This is a genomic window from Candidatus Formimonas warabiya, from assembly GCF_002777255.1.
Taxonomy (GTDB): domain Bacteria; phylum Bacillota; class Dehalobacteriia; order Dehalobacteriales; family Dehalobacteriaceae; genus Formimonas; species Formimonas warabiya.
Window position 1 is genome coordinate 578,111 of sequence record NZ_CP017634.1, and the last position, 18,927, is coordinate 597,037.

The 18,927-nt window shown below is 43.7% G+C and carries 19 protein-coding genes, 1 tRNA gene and 1 pseudogene; 10 read left to right on the top strand and 11 right to left on the bottom strand.

The annotated features are described in order from the left end of the window. Positions 1–10: 10 nt before the first annotated feature. Positions 11–757: a type I methionyl aminopeptidase gene (gene map, locus DCMF_RS02585; protein ID WP_148132988.1), complete on the bottom strand. Its 747-nt coding sequence runs from the start codon at positions 755–757 to the stop codon at positions 11–13. Positions 758–1,185: 428 nt separating this feature from the next. Here map and DCMF_RS02590 point away from each other — a divergent pair, with 428 nt between their 5' ends. After that, positions 1,186–2,367, top strand: coding sequence for an MFS transporter (locus DCMF_RS02590; RefSeq protein WP_214659049.1), 1,182 nt, complete (start codon positions 1,186–1,188; stop codon positions 2,365–2,367). A gap of 304 nt (positions 2,368–2,671) precedes the next feature. Here the strand turns inward: DCMF_RS02590 and DCMF_RS29045 are convergent, their stop codons facing one another. Then, the gene (locus DCMF_RS29045) at positions 2,672–2,842 is read right to left on the bottom strand and encodes a hypothetical protein (RefSeq protein WP_214659050.1); all 171 of its coding nucleotides are present in this window, start codon (positions 2,840–2,842) and stop codon (positions 2,672–2,674) included. Positions 2,843–3,001: 159 nt separating this feature from the next. Continuing rightward, complete coding sequence (locus tag DCMF_RS02595; protein WP_214659051.1) at positions 3,002–3,388, bottom strand: hypothetical protein; 387 nt, start codon at positions 3,386–3,388, stop codon at positions 3,002–3,004. A 250-nt stretch (positions 3,389–3,638) separates the two neighbouring features. Here DCMF_RS02595 and DCMF_RS02600 point away from each other — a divergent pair, with 250 nt between their 5' ends. From DCMF_RS02600 to DCMF_RS02620, 5 genes are all read left to right on the top strand, one after another. Beyond that, a complete protein-coding gene (locus DCMF_RS02600; protein WP_148132991.1) occupies positions 3,639–4,157 on the top strand; it encodes an ECF transporter S component in 519 nt (172 codons plus the stop codon). Positions 4,158–4,395: 238 nt separating this feature from the next. Continuing rightward, complete coding sequence (locus DCMF_RS02605) at positions 4,396–5,379, top strand: hypothetical protein (protein ID WP_148132992.1); 984 nt, start codon at positions 4,396–4,398, stop codon at positions 5,377–5,379. Next, positions 5,376–5,984: a hypothetical protein gene (locus tag DCMF_RS02610; RefSeq protein ID WP_148132993.1), complete on the top strand. Its 609-nt coding sequence runs from the start codon at positions 5,376–5,378 to the stop codon at positions 5,982–5,984. The genes DCMF_RS02605 and DCMF_RS02610 overlap by 4 nt, the downstream gene beginning before the upstream one ends. Positions 5,985–6,084: 100 nt before the next feature. Further along, complete coding sequence (locus DCMF_RS02615) at positions 6,085–6,984, top strand: DUF362 domain-containing protein (RefSeq protein ID WP_148132994.1); 900 nt, start codon at positions 6,085–6,087, stop codon at positions 6,982–6,984. Positions 6,985–7,181: 197 nt separating this feature from the next. Further along, positions 7,182–8,528 (top strand): aminotransferase class V-fold PLP-dependent enzyme, encoded by a 1,347-nt coding sequence (locus DCMF_RS02620; RefSeq protein ID WP_148132995.1) that lies wholly within the window; start codon positions 7,182–7,184, stop codon positions 8,526–8,528. A gap of 71 nt (positions 8,529–8,599) precedes the next feature. Here the strand turns inward: DCMF_RS02620 and DCMF_RS02625 are convergent, their stop codons facing one another. Both DCMF_RS02625 and DCMF_RS02630 read right to left on the bottom strand, forming a co-directional pair. Beyond that, a complete protein-coding gene (locus DCMF_RS02625; RefSeq protein WP_148132996.1) occupies positions 8,600–8,980 on the bottom strand; it encodes a DUF4363 family protein in 381 nt (126 codons plus the stop codon). A 4-nt stretch (positions 8,981–8,984) separates the two neighbouring features. After that, the gene (locus DCMF_RS02630; RefSeq protein ID WP_148132997.1) at positions 8,985–9,671 is read right to left on the bottom strand and encodes a DUF421 domain-containing protein; all 687 of its coding nucleotides are present in this window, start codon (positions 9,669–9,671) and stop codon (positions 8,985–8,987) included. A gap of 707 nt (positions 9,672–10,378) precedes the next feature. On the opposite strand from DCMF_RS02630, the gene DCMF_RS02640 reads away from it, so the two are divergent. Beyond that, positions 10,379–11,932 (top strand): DUF2284 domain-containing protein, encoded by a 1,554-nt coding sequence (locus tag DCMF_RS02640; protein ID WP_148132999.1) that lies wholly within the window; start codon positions 10,379–10,381, stop codon positions 11,930–11,932. Positions 11,933–12,126: 194 nt separating this feature from the next. Here DCMF_RS02640 and DCMF_RS02645 read toward each other — a convergent pair whose 3' ends face one another. Beyond that, complete coding sequence (locus tag DCMF_RS02645) at positions 12,127–13,869, bottom strand: IS1634 family transposase (RefSeq protein ID WP_148132591.1); 1,743 nt, start codon at positions 13,867–13,869, stop codon at positions 12,127–12,129. Positions 13,870–14,201: 332 nt separating this feature from the next. Here DCMF_RS02645 and DCMF_RS02650 point away from each other — a divergent pair. After that, positions 14,202–14,276, top strand: a tRNA-Ala gene (locus DCMF_RS02650). A 379-nt stretch (positions 14,277–14,655) separates the two neighbouring features. Continuing rightward, on the top strand, positions 14,656–15,381 hold the full coding sequence (locus tag DCMF_RS02655) for an SAM-dependent methyltransferase (RefSeq protein WP_148133000.1): 726 nt from the start codon (positions 14,656–14,658) through the stop codon (positions 15,379–15,381). A 222-nt stretch (positions 15,382–15,603) separates the two neighbouring features. On the opposite strand, the pseudogene DCMF_RS02660 reads toward DCMF_RS02655, so the two are convergent. The 5 genes and pseudogenes from DCMF_RS02660 to DCMF_RS02680 all read right to left on the bottom strand — a co-directional run bounded on the left by DCMF_RS02660 (position 15,604) and on the right by DCMF_RS02680 (position 18,181). Continuing rightward, positions 15,604–16,373, bottom strand: a pseudogene (locus DCMF_RS02660) (ABC transporter permease). Then, the gene (locus DCMF_RS02665) at positions 16,374–17,132 is read right to left on the bottom strand and encodes an ABC transporter ATP-binding protein (protein WP_148133001.1); all 759 of its coding nucleotides are present in this window, start codon (positions 17,130–17,132) and stop codon (positions 16,374–16,376) included. It abuts the pseudogene before it with no gap. 18 nt (positions 17,133–17,150) lie between these two features. After that, entirely contained in the window at positions 17,151–17,498 is a 348-nt protein-coding gene (locus DCMF_RS02670; protein ID WP_148133002.1) for a DUF1048 domain-containing protein, read from the bottom strand. 9 nt (positions 17,499–17,507) lie between these two features. Further along, positions 17,508–17,855, bottom strand: a complete 348-nt coding sequence (locus DCMF_RS02675) for a DUF1048 domain-containing protein (RefSeq protein ID WP_148133003.1) — start codon at positions 17,853–17,855, stop codon at positions 17,508–17,510. Next, a complete protein-coding gene (locus DCMF_RS02680; RefSeq protein WP_148133004.1) occupies positions 17,855–18,181 on the bottom strand; it encodes a PadR family transcriptional regulator in 327 nt (108 codons plus the stop codon). Before DCMF_RS02680 ends, DCMF_RS02675 begins: the two co-directional genes overlap by 1 nt. 288 nt (positions 18,182–18,469) lie before the next feature. On the opposite strand from DCMF_RS02680, the gene DCMF_RS02685 reads away from it, so the two are divergent. After that, positions 18,470–18,778, top strand: coding sequence for a sigma-70 RNA polymerase sigma factor region 4 domain-containing protein (locus DCMF_RS02685; protein ID WP_236860167.1), 309 nt, complete (start codon positions 18,470–18,472; stop codon positions 18,776–18,778). Positions 18,779–18,927: the final 149 nt, after the last annotated feature.

An 18,927-nucleotide genomic window follows, 5' to 3' on the forward strand; every position in this document is an offset into this window, starting at 1 on the left:
ACAAGCCGGTCTAAAAAGCCGTAAGGATAATGGGCTCACCTTTGGTCACCACGACAGTGTGCTCATATTGGGCCACGATACTTTTGTCCGGGGTCCTTAATGTCCAGCCGTTTTTATCTTCCACCGTATGCTCTGCCCCTGTTGAAACAAAGGTTTCTATTGCTAAGACCAGTCCTTCGTTTAAAATTCGGTTATCCCGGATGTCAAAATAATTTAAAATATAACTGGGCTCTTCATGCAATTTTCTGCCGATACCATGACCGGTCAAATCTCTGATTACGGTAAAGCCTTTGCTTTTGGCCTCATGATAGATTGCTCTTCCAATTTGATTGATCCGGGTGCCTGCCTTTGCTTTTCTTATTCCCTTGGTAAGGGCAGAGAGGGAGCAATCACATAGCTCCCTTTTAAGAGCAGATGCCGGTTCGACAATTACAGTTGCCCCTGTATCGGCAAAATATCCGTTTAATACTGCTGATACATCGATATTTACCGAGTCTCCTTCCCGGATCACCTTTGAGCTAGGTATCCCATGGGCAACCTCATCATTCACACTTATACAGGTGGCCCCGGGGAAATTGTACTCGTGCTTTGGCGCAGATGCTGCACCATAAGAAGATAAAACCCTCTCTCCGATCCTATCCAGTTCCAGGGTAGTAATCCCGGGTTTAACAGCCTTCATCATCTCTTCCCTAGCCAGGGCAACAATATTACCGATCTTTTTTAGGGCTGCTAACTCACTATCTGAGCTGATCGTCATTATCAATCACCTTTCCTTCATCGATACGAGGTAATCTATGCTAATCTATTTTATGTTAGAAAGCATAAAACTATCAATCTGGCTCAATTATATCATAACCACCCGCCAAATAAATTGATGATTTACCGGGAACTGCTTGTTATTTACCAATGAAGACGATTGCCCGGGCAATGGTAAAGATCCCCAAAAACGTACCACTAATTACATTTGACCGCAAGTCCACACTAATACTATAATGGATAACGTAAAAAATTATTCCTGATCCGAAAGGTTGGATGAAAGCTCGTTTATGCGCGAAAATAAAGGGCATGTGGCTATATCAAGAGCCGTAGAGATAGGATCCACGGCTTTTTTTCATGAATAAATAGAACAAGACGCAAAAACGCCGGTGAAGGTGTTTGGGCGATTTAGTAAGGATGAACAGTTTTATGGAGAAACAGTATGAAATAAAAGAGGTGTCCGTTTTACAAGGTTTAGGGAGTCTTTCTAATTTTATTTTGCTGCTTGTTTCCACTATTTTTTTTACCAGCACCTATTATATCCTGCTTCCTGTTTTACCGCTGCACTTAGGGAATCTGGGGAGTAATTATTTGCAGATTGGCTTAATCATGGGCATATTTTCCATCTCTTCTTTGGTATTACGGCCGATCAGCGGTAATTTCGCCGACCGCATGGGGCGAAAAACTTTACTCTATATTTCTATCGCCCTGTTTTTAATAACACCTGTTTTTTACATGGGTACATCTTCTTTGCTACTAGCCGGTGTTACCCAAATTGTCTATGGCTTTTCCGTGGGTGCCTTTGCCGTGGCAAGTACTACTTTAGCGACGGATCTGGTCCCCCATGAGAAGCTTATCCAATATGTAGGAATATTTTCTTTGGCTTTTACTGCGGCCAAAGGATTTGCTCCCGCCGTGGGCAATTTGTTGTTTCTCCAGTACGGGTTTCCTGGCGCCGTATTCTGCTCCTGGTTGGCGGGGTTGCTTTCCTTGGTGCTATTAATTCCTGTCGCGGAGCCCAGATTAACAGTATCTGAAAAGAATGTGCCTTTCGGCAAAATGTTTTTAGACTCCCGGGTCCTGATGCCTACGATGACCCTGTTTTGCGGCATGGTGACCTTCGGCATCCTGTCCAATTGGCTTACTACCTTTGCTGCCCGGCAAGGAATCGTCAATGTCAGTTCTTTCTTTTTCATAAATACTGTGTTTATGATTCTTTCCCGCTTGTTGACCGGTAAGGTTTCCGAAAAGGGATTGCCCAAATTAACGATTTTCACCGGTTTGCTGCTGGTTGTTTCCTTGTGGCTTCTCGCCGGGGTCACCCAATTGTGGCAGTTGGCACTGGTCGGTATTATTTACGGGATCGGCTATGGCGCTTATTACCCAACCCTAACATCGATTGTGGTGTTAAGTGTCACCAAGGAAGAGCGGGGAACGGCTCTGGGGATTTTTACCACCGCCTTTGACTTAGGGGTATCCGCCGGGTCTATTTTAGGCGGCCTTTCCCATTATTTTGGCTTTAGTTACGTTTTTTGGGGCATAACCGTAATTCCTCTTCTGGGGTTGGTCTATTTTTGGCATCAACACCGTCGGGTGCAAACTGGTTTTTAAATATCTTCAGGGAGTACATGCTCCGAAAAAATCGCAATTTCATATAATACTTTAAATAAATTACCTTGACTCTCCGAAAAAGAAGAAGTCCCCGTAACAAACGGCGACTTCTTCTTTTCTAGGTACCCTTATGATCAAAAGTTGAATTTTAATTTTCAAAAACACAACAGCAAAGGAATTCAAGAACAATCAAGATGATAATCAAATCAACTATGTCCTCAAAACAGCCGTTTCCGTTTCTTCCAACTAAGTTACCCACGTTGCCTAAGCCTCTAAACAAGCCCATTGTTTTCCTCCTTTCTTATTAACACGGAGCCTCTTCATCACTGAGAACTGCGCACAAAAACTCAATCACAATTAAGACAATGATCAGCATAATAATGTCTTCAAAACAATTTTCTCGAACGGGAGATACAACCGCACAGTTTTCTGCTTCTGCTGCGAGAACCGGTGCTCTTCTCCTACAACATCCCATAAAGCCTCCCCCTTTCCTTTTGATAGTACAAGTTATGTTTGTCTACAAATTTTTGTTACATAAATCCCCCAAAAATTTCATATTGGGGACCCTTCCGTATTTTTTAACATATGACGGTTCAGAAAGGATCTGTCACTGATTTAAGTATGGGGCCGCGCACTAAAGAATAGCGCCTAGCAAGCCTAAAAGTATCAATGCACTAAGGAACCCTCCAAAAGGGCGATATTGGTAATCATAATAGGAATAGGGATAGGGAAAGGAGTACGGAGGGTCATTTAGAATGGTATAATTGATCCGGTCAATGCGTTTTCGCGCCTTTTTGGTCTGACATGCTTTCTCTCGGGTTAAAGCGGCCAGGTGGTTCAGGTGTCTTCGTTTTACCGCTTCCGGTACTTTGGAGCTGAAGGATCCGATTGTTGTCATAAGGTCATTTTCCGACAGATGTCTATAGGGAGCCATTTGACGGTAGAAACAATTTCGATAATTTTCGTCATTCATTAATCTGTAAAAGTGGGTTCTTAAATCAGAGGAGTAGGATCGATTCATTTCTAAGTTTCACCTCCCCTTTGTTTGTCCTACTGGTTATACTATGTCCCAGGGCAACAGAGTGTTCCAACAGGAGAGAAATAATAGAACATCTATTGAAACGGTTCCCATTATTTTGAAATTCGTTCAAATATTCAGGTAATTAGATGACTTGAAGGGGCACAGACCCGGTAAAGTTAATATTTTGCTGTATTTCTTTGCCTTTTGCTTTTATAATGTAGATGACATCTTTTGAGGGGGATAGTACACCATGAATTCCATAAAACTGAGAAAACTAACCAATTCCGGCCTGATGGCCGCTTTAGTGGTTGTGGGGACCATGGCCATCCGGATTCCTACCCCTACTAAAGGCTATATTCATATCGGGGATAGCGTCGTATATCTTTGCGGTATTATCCTTGGTCCCTTATACGGGGCCGTTGCCGCCGGACTAGGCTCATTTCTCGCCGATATTTTAGCCGGCTATGTTGTTTACGCACCGGCTACACTGGTAATTAAATTTTTGGATGCCATGCTGGTGGGGTTCATTTACGGGCGGTTTACCAAGAATAACCCCGGAAACTTAAGAAAACTGGCCGTCTTTTCCCTGGCGGTATTTTGGGGGGGATTGATCATGGTCTCAGGATACCTTGCCTTTGAAAGCATCCTTTATGGATTTCCCACAGCTGTTTTGGGTATCGTGCCCAATATTACCCAGGCTGTGGCAGGGGGTATTCTGCTCGCTCCAATTTTATTCTTTCTGGAAAGACGAAAACTGATCGGAAAATGATTTCCCGGCAACACGGAGAATGATGGGCAACCAAACCCATTAGAAGTAAGAGAAGAACGAAGAAAATTTTTTCATACTTAGGAATGAAAGGCCTTTGCGCAGATAAAATACGCAAGGGCTTTTTGTTTCTTTGTGTTCTTTGAATGGGGAGAGTTTAAAAAATTTATTGATTTAAGGATTAAAAAGATAGTTTCCCTAATACATTTAATTAGGATCACAAACAGTATGTGAGGAAAAAATGAGGAAATTACTGCTTCCTCTCTTTTTAATCTTACTTATGGTTCTCATCTCACCGATGATTTTTCACAGGTACACCGGTCAGCCGGCATCTTCGTCCCTCGTCATGCCTGTATTCCCTGAGACAGATCTAAATGGGAAAATTCTGCAGGGAAAATCAAAGATAGCGCCTTGGTCCGGCTGGTGGTGGCCCTTTCATGTCAAGATGCCTCCCAACCTATATAACCCGAAAGGACCGATGGATAAATATGATCAGTTAAGTATCGCCCGGGGCCAGTCTAACCCGGGGACTATGGCCTGGGAAAGAGAGAATCACTATACCGACAAAAATGATGAAGAATGGTTCGGCCATTGTAACGGTTGGGCCGCTGCCGCTGTGCTGGAGCCGAAACCGGAAAATGAGAAAGTGATATCCGGTGTTGACTTTGAGGTGAATGACATCATGGGGCTCATGTCGGAGTGGCATTGGTGGGATCCTGCCATCGCTTTTTACGGCAGTCGTTATGACAAGGAATCGGATGATATCAATGATATCTATCCCCAGGAATTCCACCATGTGGTGATCGACTTTATCGGTACGCGGGAGATCCCCCTCATCGTGGATATCAGCGGCGGGGAAAAGGAAAAAGACGATCCTCAGGTTTGGAACTTTCCCGCCTTCCAATATGAATTTGAATATCGCCCGGACGATTCGGATCAGGAAAAAAATCATGTGCATTGCCGGTTATGGTATACCGATTTCGCGAATCCGGAATCCCTGCGCCCGAAGACATTTTTTATCGATTATTATTACTGGATTAAAGGGGACAAAAGCAATCCCACCTCCGGTGCATGGGAAAGTGCAAAAGACGGAGGCTGGGGATCTCATGGCGACAGCCGGAAAAATCACCCGGATTTCTTATGGTACCCGGGGATGGCTAAAGAGCATCCGGTTCTTAAGCGTGATCAATATCTGGAAATTGCAGGGCAGGGTGAAAACAGATGAAAATTGTGATTTTTGACCGGGGGAAAAGAAAATTTAGTCTGACCATTAAATTAACCATTACCATCGTATTATCCTGTACGATTTCACTTTCTGTTTATCAGCTTAACCAGCCTGCCCTTCAGTGGCAGGAAGCCGGTCAATGGCAAGTTAAGGTTTATCAGGAAGCGGATCAAATGATGTCAACTACTCCCCCCTGGCTCCTGGTAAATGAACTGGAGATGCGCCTAACCAGACAGGAAAACGGTCCGGCTCCCTGGTGCCTTCAAATACGTGACATAAAGGGTGATCAACTTTTCCCGGGCATTACAGGCCTCTTAATCTATTATTCAAAAGATTTAAAAGTGGTTTCGGGTTTTGCGCTAAATGAAAATAGCGGGAAAGCAATGGACATTCATCAGTTTTTTGACCTCTCCTTATACGGATCCGAATTTTTTTGCCCGCAAATGAAAAAATACCAGAGCCTGGGTCTGCTCTTTCGGGACCAGGTAAAAATAGAATTAAGCGAAAAAAGAGGGAGAAGTGCCTGGTGGGATAAAGAGCATTCCTGGTGGATTACCTATGAAAGCAATGATCCGCCTCTGAAAGCACAACTGATATCCCAATAATAAAAAAAGATTTTTCTTACCGGGAAAAAGTGATAGTAGCAGGATTGCCAAAATCTTCATAGTATGTTTTAGAAATACTTTTTTTAAGAGTGATAGCAAAATGGACAAGTCATCGGAAATATTAAATAAGGACCCGATTGTGGTAGGTATAGGGACAGGGGAAGATTATGGGGCCGTGACCCGGAAAGCCGTTGAACATGCAGGGGGACTGGAAAGTGTCGTGGGGGACGGTGCTGTAGTGATCATCAAGCCCAATGTCGTAACCGGGGCCAAGACGGATCAGGGGATGGTAACGGATTATCGGGTTGTTCAAGAAATTGTCGACCTAGTCAAAAAATGCGGCGCTGCCAAAATAACAATCGCTGAAGCATCAACGCTGGGAAATATGTTTCAGGAGGCCCGGTACCACAATATTATCGGCGCCGATTTATGGGACATGAACGAATGCGGCAAGGAAGATTGCTATGAGATCCAGCCCATAAAAGGTCTAACGGGAAAGAATTTTTTAATACCGAAAAAATATTTGGATGCTGATGTGGTGATAGGAGCGGCCAAATTGAAAACCCACTTTGAATATGATGCCGTCGTCTCATTAAGCCTGAAGAATTCCATCGGCATTTGCCCCAACAGCCTTTATGGAGAAGGATATTTTAAAGATCAGATTCATTATATGGGGCTAAAAGAAGCGATTGTCGATCTGAACAAAATACGTAAACCTGATTTTGTAGTAATAGATGGCATTGTCGGGGGCGAGGGCTATGGGCCGTTAAAAGCCCGGCCTGTTAAATCTAAGGTGATATTTGCCGGAAAGGATCCGGTTGCGGTAGATACAATTGCTTTGAATTTCATGGGATTTACCGTGGAAGAAGTTCCTCATGTAAAGCTGGCGGACCAGGAAGGGCTAGGCGTTTGTGATCTGAACCGGATACAAATTGTGGGCGCGGATTTAAACACCATAAAGATGAAGTTCAGATCAGCCCAGGATCCTGCGCTTAATTAATTTAAAATGGGTCCTGTTAAAAATCCAGGTCTTGAAATTAAGGGACAATGGGCAATGCCCAGGGTCCTTTTTCTTTTTTGGCATAGAAAATTTAGGCAAAGGGGTAGAGGATTGAAAGGATCACCTCCTAGCCCGGAACATTTATCCGATCTGAAAAATATATAATAGTACGGAGAAAATTTGTGTAGGTGAAATCTATGCAGCGAAAAGGGTTTAGCTCAGGATTTAGAAGCCTTGTTGTTGGAGTTAATACAAAGGTTCCACTAGAAAACGGCAAACATGTGACGGCCATTAATTTTGATAATGCCGCAACCACGCCTCCTTTTGTATCCGTGATGCGGGAAATCAACAAGTTTGCTCCCTGGTATTCCTCCATTCATCGGGGTACAGGATACAAGTCCCAGCTTTCGTCAGACATTTATGAGGACTCAAGAAAGGAAGTATTGGATTTCGTAAAAGCCGATGCGGATTATTACACGGTGATCTATGTAAAAAATACTACTGAAGCAATCAATAAACTATCTTATCGGTTATATCATAATTTGAAAAAAGGGGTGATTCTCTCTACGCAAATGGAACATCATTCCAATGATTTGCCCTGGCGGGATAAGTATTGTGTCCGCTACCTGCATACGGATCGCCTGGGCCGGATTTCCCTAAAGGACTTGGAAAGAAAACTCCGCAAATACCGGGGAAGGGTGAAACTGGTAGCTTTAACAGGGGTATCCAATGTAACGGGTTACATTAACCCCATTTATCAAGCGGCAGCGCTTGCCCATAAATATAAGGCCAGAATATTAGTGGACGGTGCCCAGTTGGTACCTCACTGCCCGGTGGAAATGAAACAGGTCGGGTCTCCGGAGAATATTGATTTTCTGGTGTTTTCCGCCCATAAAATGTATGCCCCTTTCGGTGTCGGCGTAATTATAGGCCCCAAGAAGTATTTTAAAAAAGGCGGTCCGGAATACATGGGCGGGGGTACCGTGAAACTGGTTACCCTGAATAAGGTGATCTGGGATGATGCTCCCCATAAGGAAGAAGCAGGTACGGTTAACCTCATGGGTGTGGTGGCCTTGTTAGCCGCGATGCGAACAATCAAAAATATTGGGATCGACCAAATCAATCGCTTTGAAAGATCATTAACGGATTATGCCCTGGAAAAAATGCGCCGTATCCCGGATCTCAAAATCTATGGCGATGCGGAAAACACCGGTGATAAGGTTGGTATTATTCCATTTAACATTAAGGGAATTCCCCATCAGGTTGTGGCTCAGGTCCTTTCCCAGGAAGGGGGAATTGCCGTGAGAAACGGTTGTTTTTGTGCCCAGCCCTATATCCAAAAGCTGCTTTGTCTGTCCCGCAATGATATCAAAAGATATATCAAAGACACCCAAATGTTACGGCCCGGGATGGTTCGAATCAGTTTTGGACTTTATAATCATTTTTCCGAGATCGATACGCTGGAAAACATGTTGCGCTACATCGTGGAAAATAAAGAGGAATTGATCCAAAAATATCAGTCCATGCAGGCAGAGTCAACCTGAATGTTCTAGAATAAATACTCCCGGATGGGAGTATAAGGGGAGACTTGATTTCTCAAAGGTTATTAGCTTGTCTAAAATATATTTTTCCACGATATTTTTTCCGTTTCCGGGATATGTTTTAGATACTGGTTTAGCACCGAAAGCTCGCCTGCGCTCAGTACCTGGTTATGATGCCTTAAGTACTGGTCTGTCCTGGTGATGGAAGTATCAATGTTATCTATTTCTTTGTGGTCAATGACGATGGCCCACCATTTTTTATACTTTTCCCATTGTTCTTTGGTAAGAGAAAATTGTTTTTCTGCGGTAACCCAATCCTGCCTGTCAACAGCAACTGTAATCCGATCAAAATTGCTCGTGATTTTTTCTGTACTGTCCGATAAAAAATGGATGGTAAAAAACCCCAGAAAGAGAGTCAGCAAAAATAACACGAGCAGAGAAAGATAGTACTTCATAGATCTACTTCCTTCCCGCCGCAGCTTTTAATTGAAAAAATAAATTTCCCAGGGTGTCTAGACTGGCGAAAAAGACATGTTTCAGATTCTGGACACCAAACTTGGCTAATTCATTTTGCAGCCATTTTTCATCTAAATTCATTTTGCGCAGATTATCGTGATTTACTTTTCCATCAATGATCAGTGTGGTGGGCAAACCCTCATATTTGGTCGGGATATTTAAATCTTCCGGTTGCACAGGACGTTTTTGGGACTTGGGAAGCACGCTTAAATGACCGTTTGTTTCTAAAATACCGTATTCTACATCGGCAATATTATAGATATTTTTGGCTCTCATTTGCTCCAGCAGGTCATTAACATTGACCCGTGTTCTTCTTAATTCTTGCTCCAGAATTTTTCCGTTTTCAATTAAAATGGTTGGTTTTCCACAAATCATGGCGCGGGCCCTTTCGCTTTTTAGATTTAGTAAGGCTAAAAAAACCTGCAGGATGACCACGGTGATGATCGGCACAATACTGCTGGTGATGGGGATGCCGGTATTCTCCATAGAAATGGCAGCCATCTCGGAAATAATGAGGAATACAACCAATTCAAAGGGCTGAAGCTGGCCAACTTCTCTTTTTCCCATCGCTTTCATGGCGATTACCACTATAAAATAAAGGATGGCTGTTCGAATGATGAGAAGAAGCATGTAGAATCACCTCAATCAAGAATTGTCCGTTGTTTGGGGGACAAATTTTATTTTTTCAAAAAATAGGCAGACTATTCATCTCTTATGCAAGTGTCCCCCTGGAACCAATAAGGGAAAAAGCCGGAAGGTCTATCCTGCCGGCTTTTCCTTTTTCTTAACTAATTATTGTTTGATAAAAACGACATTGATGGCCTTTACTAAAGCGTTGACGGTGTCGCCTTGTTTAAATCCGGCATCCTGTAAACTGTCTCGCGTCATCACGGACGTGAGTCGGGGACTATTTCCCACTCAGCCGCCTACTCACATCGTTACCTGGGCCATAATCTCGTCTGTCTTGATGTTTTCGATTTCACCGGACAAATTGTTGCGTACTCCTGCGTCCAAAAAAATCACCTCCTAAAGGATTTGCTAACGAGTATTGTTTCCGAAATACTCTGGAAATAAACGAATTCTTTGACAAACCGAAGGGAATATTCCAGCAGCATATATGGTGTAGGGAATCCCTTGAGCATTATTTACCAAATAAGAGTTGACATAAATTTTAAATAGGATTATGCTTTTTTAAACCTGGACCTGCGTTAGGGAAGGTACCGGGCAGCTTTTGCCATGAATTATTGTGGAGCCGGCCTTCCGGGTGATCTTTAAAATGCTCGCTTTTGAAAAGATGCCTGAGTAGCCGGTCCGGAGGAAAGGGAAGTGCATCAATCATGAAATCTTTGCCGGATCTGAATCCAGACCCCCAGGGAATAAATCCTCAGTATTTAGAAAACTTGGCTACGGCCTACTGGTTTTCTCAGGTCCTTTTTACCGCAGTGGAAAGGGATCTCTTTTCCCGGCTGGCACCGGAGGGGAAAAAACTGGAAGAGCTTGCCGACCTGCTGCACCTGAACCGGGAGGGTTTGCAGCGCTTCTTACATGCTCTTTGCGTCATGGGTTTGATCTGTTGTGCGGAAGGGATATATTTTAACACCAAGCTGGCCCGGAAGTATTTAGTCCGGGGTGAAGAGGATTACCAGGGTGATGGGATCCTGTGGCGCAAAGATCTGGCGGAAAACTGGCAGGAATTGGGCCGCTGCCTTGAAAAAGGCACCGGGTTTGTTTTTCCGGATCAGGATGAACGCGAGGAGGATTTAAATAGAGGTTTTCACCGGTACTGCCGGGCTATGGACTGCATGATCAAAAACAAGGCGAGGGAGATTCTTCCCCTTTTTTCTCAAGTTACTTTAGCGGGAGAAATTCTTGATGTAGGGTCCGGGGCAGGTTCTCTTTCCGCAGCTTTCCTGAAAGCTTTTTCTCAGGTTAAGGCAACTCTGGTGGACATGCCCCAGGTGATGGATTATGCCCGAAGATTGAACGGGGAACAGGAATACGGGGCACGGATGACATATATTCCGGCTAATATTCTGGACCCATGGGCGGCAGAAAAAGAACATTTTGAGCTGGTGATTTTATCCAACATCGTTCATGCTTATGCAGAAGCAGAAATAACACAGCTGCTGGACAAAGCAACTGCCTGTTTAGCCCCGGACGGCATGATCCTGATTCATGACTTCTTTTTTGAATACGATCCGGAAAGATCAGCTCTGGCAGATTTGAATCTGTTTATCAATACTTTCCATGGCCGGGTTTATCCGGCAAGGTGGTTGCAGGAGCAATTGATCCAGAGGGGCTTGACGGTAACGGAGCTTTTGCCTTTGAACTCCGATACCGCCCTGGTGATTGGGGCCAGGAACCCTCAAAGGCTGGAAGATCTTTGCCTGGACGGTAGGGAGCAATTGGCCTCTAAAATAGCTAGAATGGGCTTCCGAAGGGTTCTCCCTGTTTCTCCAGAGATGATTCATGTGCCGGGATGGGTTGACCTGCACTGTCAATTCGGCTGTTCCAGTTTCGGCAAACCCCACTGTCCTCCGAACAGCTTAGCGCCGGAAAAAACGAGGGAGATGCTAAAAGATTACCGCCATGGTTTTATTCTGGAAGGAGCACCGCCCACGAGAGATTTTCAGCACCTGGTGCTGGAGGCGGAACATGAAGCCTTTAAAGCAGGGTATTATAAAGCGTTTGCCTTATGGGCCGGGCCTTGCTCTCTTTGTACCTCCTGTACGGAAGAAGGCAGGTGCAAAAATACCAAAAATGCCCGCCCGTCTATGGAAGCTTCCGGGATTGACGTGTTTGAAACTATGCGGAGAGCCGGTATCGCCCTGCGCACATTGGCTGAGGGAGACGATTTTGTAAAATATTTTGCGATTTTGTTACTGGAGTGATGATCATGGGTTTGAATGGTTCAGGCTCCCATCAGATTATCAGTAAGTTAAGAACTTGCGGTAATCTGGTTGACAAGATAGAGGATGATGTTATAATCCCGTATTTGACACTTGATCAAAATAAAAATCCTGCAAAGCCTTGATTTGAAAGGTTTTGCAGGATTTAATGTATGTGTAAAAAGTGCGTACTTTTTTTACTTTTTCGTTTCTTTAAAAATTTTTTTCATGATGCTTGTTGCAACAATCTGATAGTCCGTGCGAAAGCCAAAAGCATCATGAAGCGCATCGGTAAAATCTGTTCTTGTGTAGGTTGGAACATACCCTTCGTTTTTAACTTCTAGAAAATCCATATCTCTCAGCCCGCCAATAATCTCGTGGCATGTGAAATTTTCGTTGAGCCTCTTTTCAAGTAGCCTAAAAATAATTAGCGATATAAAGCAAGTGGTAAAATGCGCTTCAATCCTGTCATCATTGCTTAAGTACACAGGTCTTGCTTTGAATTCGCTTTTCATAATCCTAAAGCATTCTTCGATCTCCCATCTCCTGTGATTTACCTTGATGATTTCAGATACATCATCCTCAAGGTTTGTGCAAATTCCATAAAAACCATCAAAGGCTTCTTCTTTCTGGATGAGAGTAGAATCAATGCTGTAGATCTCTTTTTCTGCGACTTCTCCATCAGGAGTACAGCTTGTTTTATGAATAAACCTTTTGTAATCGTTAGGATTGCATTTCTTAATTTTTATTGGGTTTGCATCTATAACCTTTTGGGCACGTTCTATTTGAGAGTTACGGATTTTACGCTGATAATCCCTGTATTTGATAGAGTAGGTTACAATAAGCCTTTGTTCAAAACCGTTTTCTTTGATCCAACGTTCCTTGTAAAAAACTTTAGCTCGTATTTTGGCTTTATCTTCAGTAGTGGCTTTATCTATCATTTCATCAAGCTTGGAAATGTCATAGGTTTTTTCGCTATCTGGAAGTTTCCAGCCATCTGGAGCAAGAGCCCATTTTTTTAGGTGCTCTTTTAATTTTTTAATAGACTGAGTTGTAATAAACGCCCGTCCATCTTTGTCGTTAAACTTTCGATTATCTTCGGAAGCAAGGCCTGCATCAGTACAGACGATGAATTTGGAAAGTTCAAAATCGGATAAAATCTTTTTTTCCAATGGCTTTAAAGTCAGCTGCTCGTTCATATTACCCCTGTTAATGCTAAAAGCCAGAGGAATGCCATCCCCGTCCATGAATAGTCCCATTTGGACTATTGGGTTTGGTCTGTGTTCTTTTGACGGACCGTATTGTTTACTGCCGTCTTCCTGTTCTATTTCAAAAAAGTAATTGGTGCAATCATAGTAAAGTACACTGGTGTTTCTTTTGGAAACCTTAAGGCTGTTTTCATACAAAGAGGACTGAATAAAACCTGTTTCCTTGGAAAGCACTTCAAGAGCTCTGTATATTTGATGTAAATCAAAATTAGGCTGCTCAATAAACCTTTTAGAAAGCTCGTATGTTGCAAGTTTTGAGGAAGGGAAGATAACTCTGCCGTAAATTAACCTTGAGAGAATTGAATCCAGGTCAAAATCAAATTTGTACCTTTGGGAAATATCTTTACAGATCTTATGAATTCCGAGTTCGTGATAAATCTTTTGCAGAAATAGATATCCGCCGTTGAAGGAACGCTGTTCGTCTTTCGAAATAATTTTAGATTGCTCGAAAGGAACAAGTATTTTCCGTATTTGTTCCTTTTCTTTTTCATTCAATTTTCTTATATATTCTTTAGCCCACTCATATGGATCTGCACCATTAAGTTTTTCCCTGAGTTCAGTTTCGGTTCCAAGTTTCTCAACAGTAATTGTGCGTTCTTTCTTATTCATATAAACAGTTTTTGTAACATAAAGTGAAGCTGAATTTTTTGAACGTGATACCTTTAATCTCATAAGCAATCCTCCAAACTACTTATATTATAACATATCACGCGTTATCACGCAATTGGAAGTGCGAAAATTTGACAAAAAAATAAGCCTATCTCAAGGCTTTCAGGGATTCTTTCTTTATTCAACTGTCAAAGGCCCGGGTTTGAATGGTTCAGGCTCCCATCAGATTATCAGTAAGTTAAGAACTTGCGGTAATCTGGTTGACAAGATAGAGGATGATGTTATAATCTAGTAGAAGGTATTTACTTGGGCGTGCAACCTGGCTGGAAGCATCCGGTATGATACTAATTTCGTGACACTAAACCAATGCGGGTATTCATTAACACACAATATTTGGGACTGTAGTTCAGAGGGAGAACGCTTGGCTCGCATTCAAGAGGTCGTGGGTTCGAATCCCATCAGTTCCACCACTAAAAATGAAGCAAAAGGACTTGAACCCTCGTGGGTTGGGTCCTTTTGTTTATGTAACGTTTCTGATAAACTAATTCAGACTATTTATATTTTGTACGCCTTCTGGGCGATAAGGCGAATTTATTACATTGACATAATGATAGTGTCATGATAAAGTAAATTAAACAAAGAGGGAGTGTATTGATGTCGGTAATTCTGTAAGGACTTAGGTTAATGGCATGAAATGAGCAGTTGTTCTGCTCCTGTTTGTGTTGTCAAAAACTGCCTTACAGATTGAACGAACATCCATTATTTATAATGGTGTGATTTGTAGCGCAGTAGCATACTGTGCTTTTTTGTTTCTTTCTATAAGGTGATAATTAGAAAGGAAGGAATACCATGTATACATTTACAAACCAGTTTATTTCTAATGATAAAAATGCTGAGTTCCTAAAAGCCGCTATGATGGGGCCAAACGCCATGCGCGTAGCGGAGGAATTAGCGTCACACCTAAACATCAATAAGAATATGCGAATACTTGACCTCGGTTGCGGGTGCGGTCTTTCCACGCTTTTGTTAGCGAAAAAATATGGTGTGCCCGTTTTCGCCGCCGATCTTTGGATTTCGCCAACTGAAAACTATGAGCGTTTCCAATCTATCGGGATTGATGATAAGGCCATTCCGATTTCCGTAGACGCGACCAAAGGGCTGCCTTTCGCAAACGGATATTTTGACTTGTTGTTCACCGTGGACGCTTACCATTATTTCGGTGATACGTCAGAAATGCTCCCGTCGCTCGTTTCTTTTGTAAAAAGGGGCGGCTATATCGCCGTGGCTATTCCCGGCTTAAAATACGAATTTGGGAAAAATGTTCCCGATGAAATGCAGCCGTTTTGGAACAGCGAGATGGAAAGAACCTTGCACTCTCTTGATTGGTGGAAAGATTTGTGGAAGAGGACAGAGGGTATTGAAATGGGGGACAGTCGTGAAATGGCCTGTTGCGGACAGGCGTGGGAAGAATGGCTGACCGGCTACCATCCCGTCGTCGCGGATGACATTAAAATGATGGAGGCTGAAGGCGGAAAGTATTTTAATCTCGTTCAGTTAATTGCTAAAGTCATTTGAATATACTTGCCGTTTTGCCGTTCACCTTTGCCCCCAAAGGCGAACCTAATAAGCATAAGCGCAGTACTTGAAAGTCATCTTTTATTACCTAACTTCCCATCATTAGGCCAAAAAAGATGCCATGCGGTCAAAGCCGCATGGCATAAGCCTTTTTGAGGCATTTTATAGATTACATGTGAGATTACATCTGTACTTAGAGGTCTGACACAAAAATATTCAATTTTACACCCGCTTTTTATACACCCTCATCGCCAAGATATATGCCACAAGCATAATTCCGACGCACCATGCAAGAGCGACCCATATATCATTGCCAACCGGCTGACTTGACAGTAGTGCACGGATAGCTTCTACGATAGAGGTCACCGGCTGGTTTTCTGCAAAGGCACGAACGACTGACGGCATCGATTCGGTGGGCACAAATGCCGAACTGATAAACGGAAGGAAGATAAGCGGGTAGGAAAAGGCGCCTGCACCGTCCACAGATTTTGCGGACAGTCCGGCAATCGCCGCGATCCATGTCAAGGCCAGCGTAAACAGCGCGAGGATACCGGCAACGGCAAGCCATGACAATACTCCTGCCGATGAGCGGAAGCCCATAATGAGCGCTACGAGAGAATGATGACGACAACCGAAATCGCATTGGATACCAGTGAGGTCAGCACATGCCCCCATAGTGCGGCCGAACGTGCAATCGGCATGGAGTGGAACCGTTCGAAGATGCCGCTTTGCATATCCATAAACAGACGGTAAGCTGTATAGGCGATACCACTTGCAATCGCAATCAGCAGGATGCCGGGCAAAAGGTAATTCACATAGTTATCCGTGCCGGCCTGGATAGCGCCGCCGAATACGTAGACGAACAGCAGCATAAGCGCGATAGGCGTGATGCACACTGTGATGATGGTATCCATGCTGCGGAAAATATGGCGCATGGAACGTCCAAGCATGACGCCCATGTCGCTGAAAAAATATTTCTTTACCGCTTCCATTTATTTTTCCTCCTTCTTGCCGACGATTGCGAGGAATATTTCCTCTAAGCTCGGCTGTTTTTCAATGTATTCCACCTTCGCGGGCGGGAACAGCTTTTTCAGTTCTTCAAGCGTGCCGCTCACGATAATCCGTCCCTCATGCAGAATGGCAATCTGATCTGCAAGCTGCTCGGCTTCCTCCAAATACTGTGTGGTCAGGAATACCGTCGTGCCATTATCAGCAAGTTCTTTAACTGTCTTCCAAACCTCGTTGCGTCCTTCGGGGTCAAGCCCGGTGGTCGGCTCGTCGAGGAAAATGAGCTGCGGTTTTCCGATCAGACTCATGGCGATGTCGAGCCTGCGGCGCATACCGCCCGAATAGGTGGAAACTCTGCGGTCGGCGGCGTCGGTCAGGCTGAAGCGGTTCAGTAAATCATCCGCAACCTGACGCGGATTGGTGAGGTGCCGCAGCTTTGCGATCATGATCAAATTTTCCCGCCCGGTCAATATCTCGTCCACGGCGGCAAATTGCCCTGTCAGGCTGATCGACTGCCGTACATGGTCGGGCTTTGACGCGACGTCAAATCCGTTTACGACGGCAGTGCCTCCATCTTGTTTAAGCAGCGTGGTGAGGATTTTAACAATCGTCGTCTTGCCCGCGCCGTTGGAGCCGAGTAGGGCGAAAATCTCACCTTTTTTCACTTCAAAATCGACGCCCTTTAGGACTTCTGTGTCCTTGAAAGACTTTCGCAGACCTTTCACTTCAATTGCTTTTTCCATCCCGATATCCCCCTTTTACTAAGTTTTATCCGTAACCTTTTTCATGGCCTTGTTAACCTCTTGGTCAACAGATTCTTGATAGATGTCAGCGTAAGTTTTTGAATCTTTGATTAGATCGTCGCAGAAAGCCGCTACGTCGCTGCCCGTCACTTCGAGCACGCCTTTCCCCAAGGCCGCGCTCTCTTCAAAAAGATCGATAATCCCCGAGAGCAAACCCGTCCCGTCGTTTAGCTCAACAGGGCCGACCTTAAAAAGATATTTTTGAATCTCTTTATAAACAATCCGATAATCTTGCGGGAGCGCTTTGACACGCGCCACGTGCGCTCGCCACTCTTTTTTGCCTTCGATGATATCTTGTATTCTCATTTTATCCTCCTATTTACCTAATTTTTTAGCGATATTATTGTTGAGTTGCTCGCGCCACTTGTCGCGAAAAGACTTTGCCCCTTCTTCGCCGGCCAGCGCTGAACAGAAGCCTTTGATATCGTCACCCAAAACCTCTTGGACACTCTGACCGTCCGCCGCCGTTTCTTCGAGCAGGCCAAGCACACCGTCAAGAATTGGCATGAGGTTGCGACCGGTGAAATCTGAGTGCGGCCAAAGATTGGCATTAATTTTTTCCCATGCCGCTTGATAATCAACCGGCAGCTTTTTGGCCCGTGATGCAAAAGTTTTCAATTCTTTAGTCATGTCGCTTCCTGTAACTTTTTCCCAGAAATTCATTATTCTTTCTCCTTTAACTCGTTAATTTTTGATGATACGAACTCCCATTTTTCCCAGAACTTCCGTAGTTCTTTGCGCCCCGCGTCGTTGAGCACGAAAAACTTGCGCGGCGGTCCCATATCGGATGGTTTTTTTTCTATGTCCACGAGTTTATTCTTCTCAAGCCGCACCAAAATGGTGTAGACAGTTCCTTCCACAACATCTGTGAAGCCGAGAGCATTCAACCGCCGTGTGATTTCGTAGCCGTAGGTTTCTCCGCGGTTTATAATTTCAAGAACACAGCCTTCAAGCACGCCTTTGAGCATTTCCGTTAGGTTTTCCAGCATAATCACCCCCTGCTATTCTGTATCACTAGTATGAAGTAATACATACTACTGGTATATAGTACCGCAGAATAGCGCGGCTGTCAACAGAGTAATTTTCGTATTAAATTGAGAACCGACCTAAGATGCCGGTCTTCCTCCGCTTGTTCTTCATTTCCGGACATCAAAATCACGAAATGGAGGACAAGCTCATGGAGCATAGTAAATATACACTAGTAGAACAAAAAACGGATTTCAGTGACCAAGGAGGTCTATAAAGCCTACTACCACTGGAGGAACAGATAAAAATATTTGGACAAGCTGGCAAATAAGAACAACATTTCGCTTGAAAACTGCATAGAGAAAGGCATTCCCGTGGAGTATATGATTAGCCCAGTAGAGGATACCATTGAAGAAGCACTCGCCACGAAGGGATTGATTGTAAAAATGCTGGATTGCTTAGCTCTACTTGATGATCGTGATAGGTACCTTATTATTGAATTATTTTATCATGGCAAAAGTGAACGGACTTTGTCTCTGGAAATAGGAGTTCCGCCGATGACGATCCATGACCGCGAATGTAAAATACTTAAAAAGCTAAGAAAACTTATATCACAATAATGCTTCAGGTTTAAGGTTAAAGGACAGTTTGCCGATATATAGTAGACTGTCCCTTGAATTCTTTAAAAACTCAGGGAATTTATTGCTTAAAACCCTTGCTATTGACGAAATTGATATTTATATTTGTGTGAAAGACTATCAATATCGCG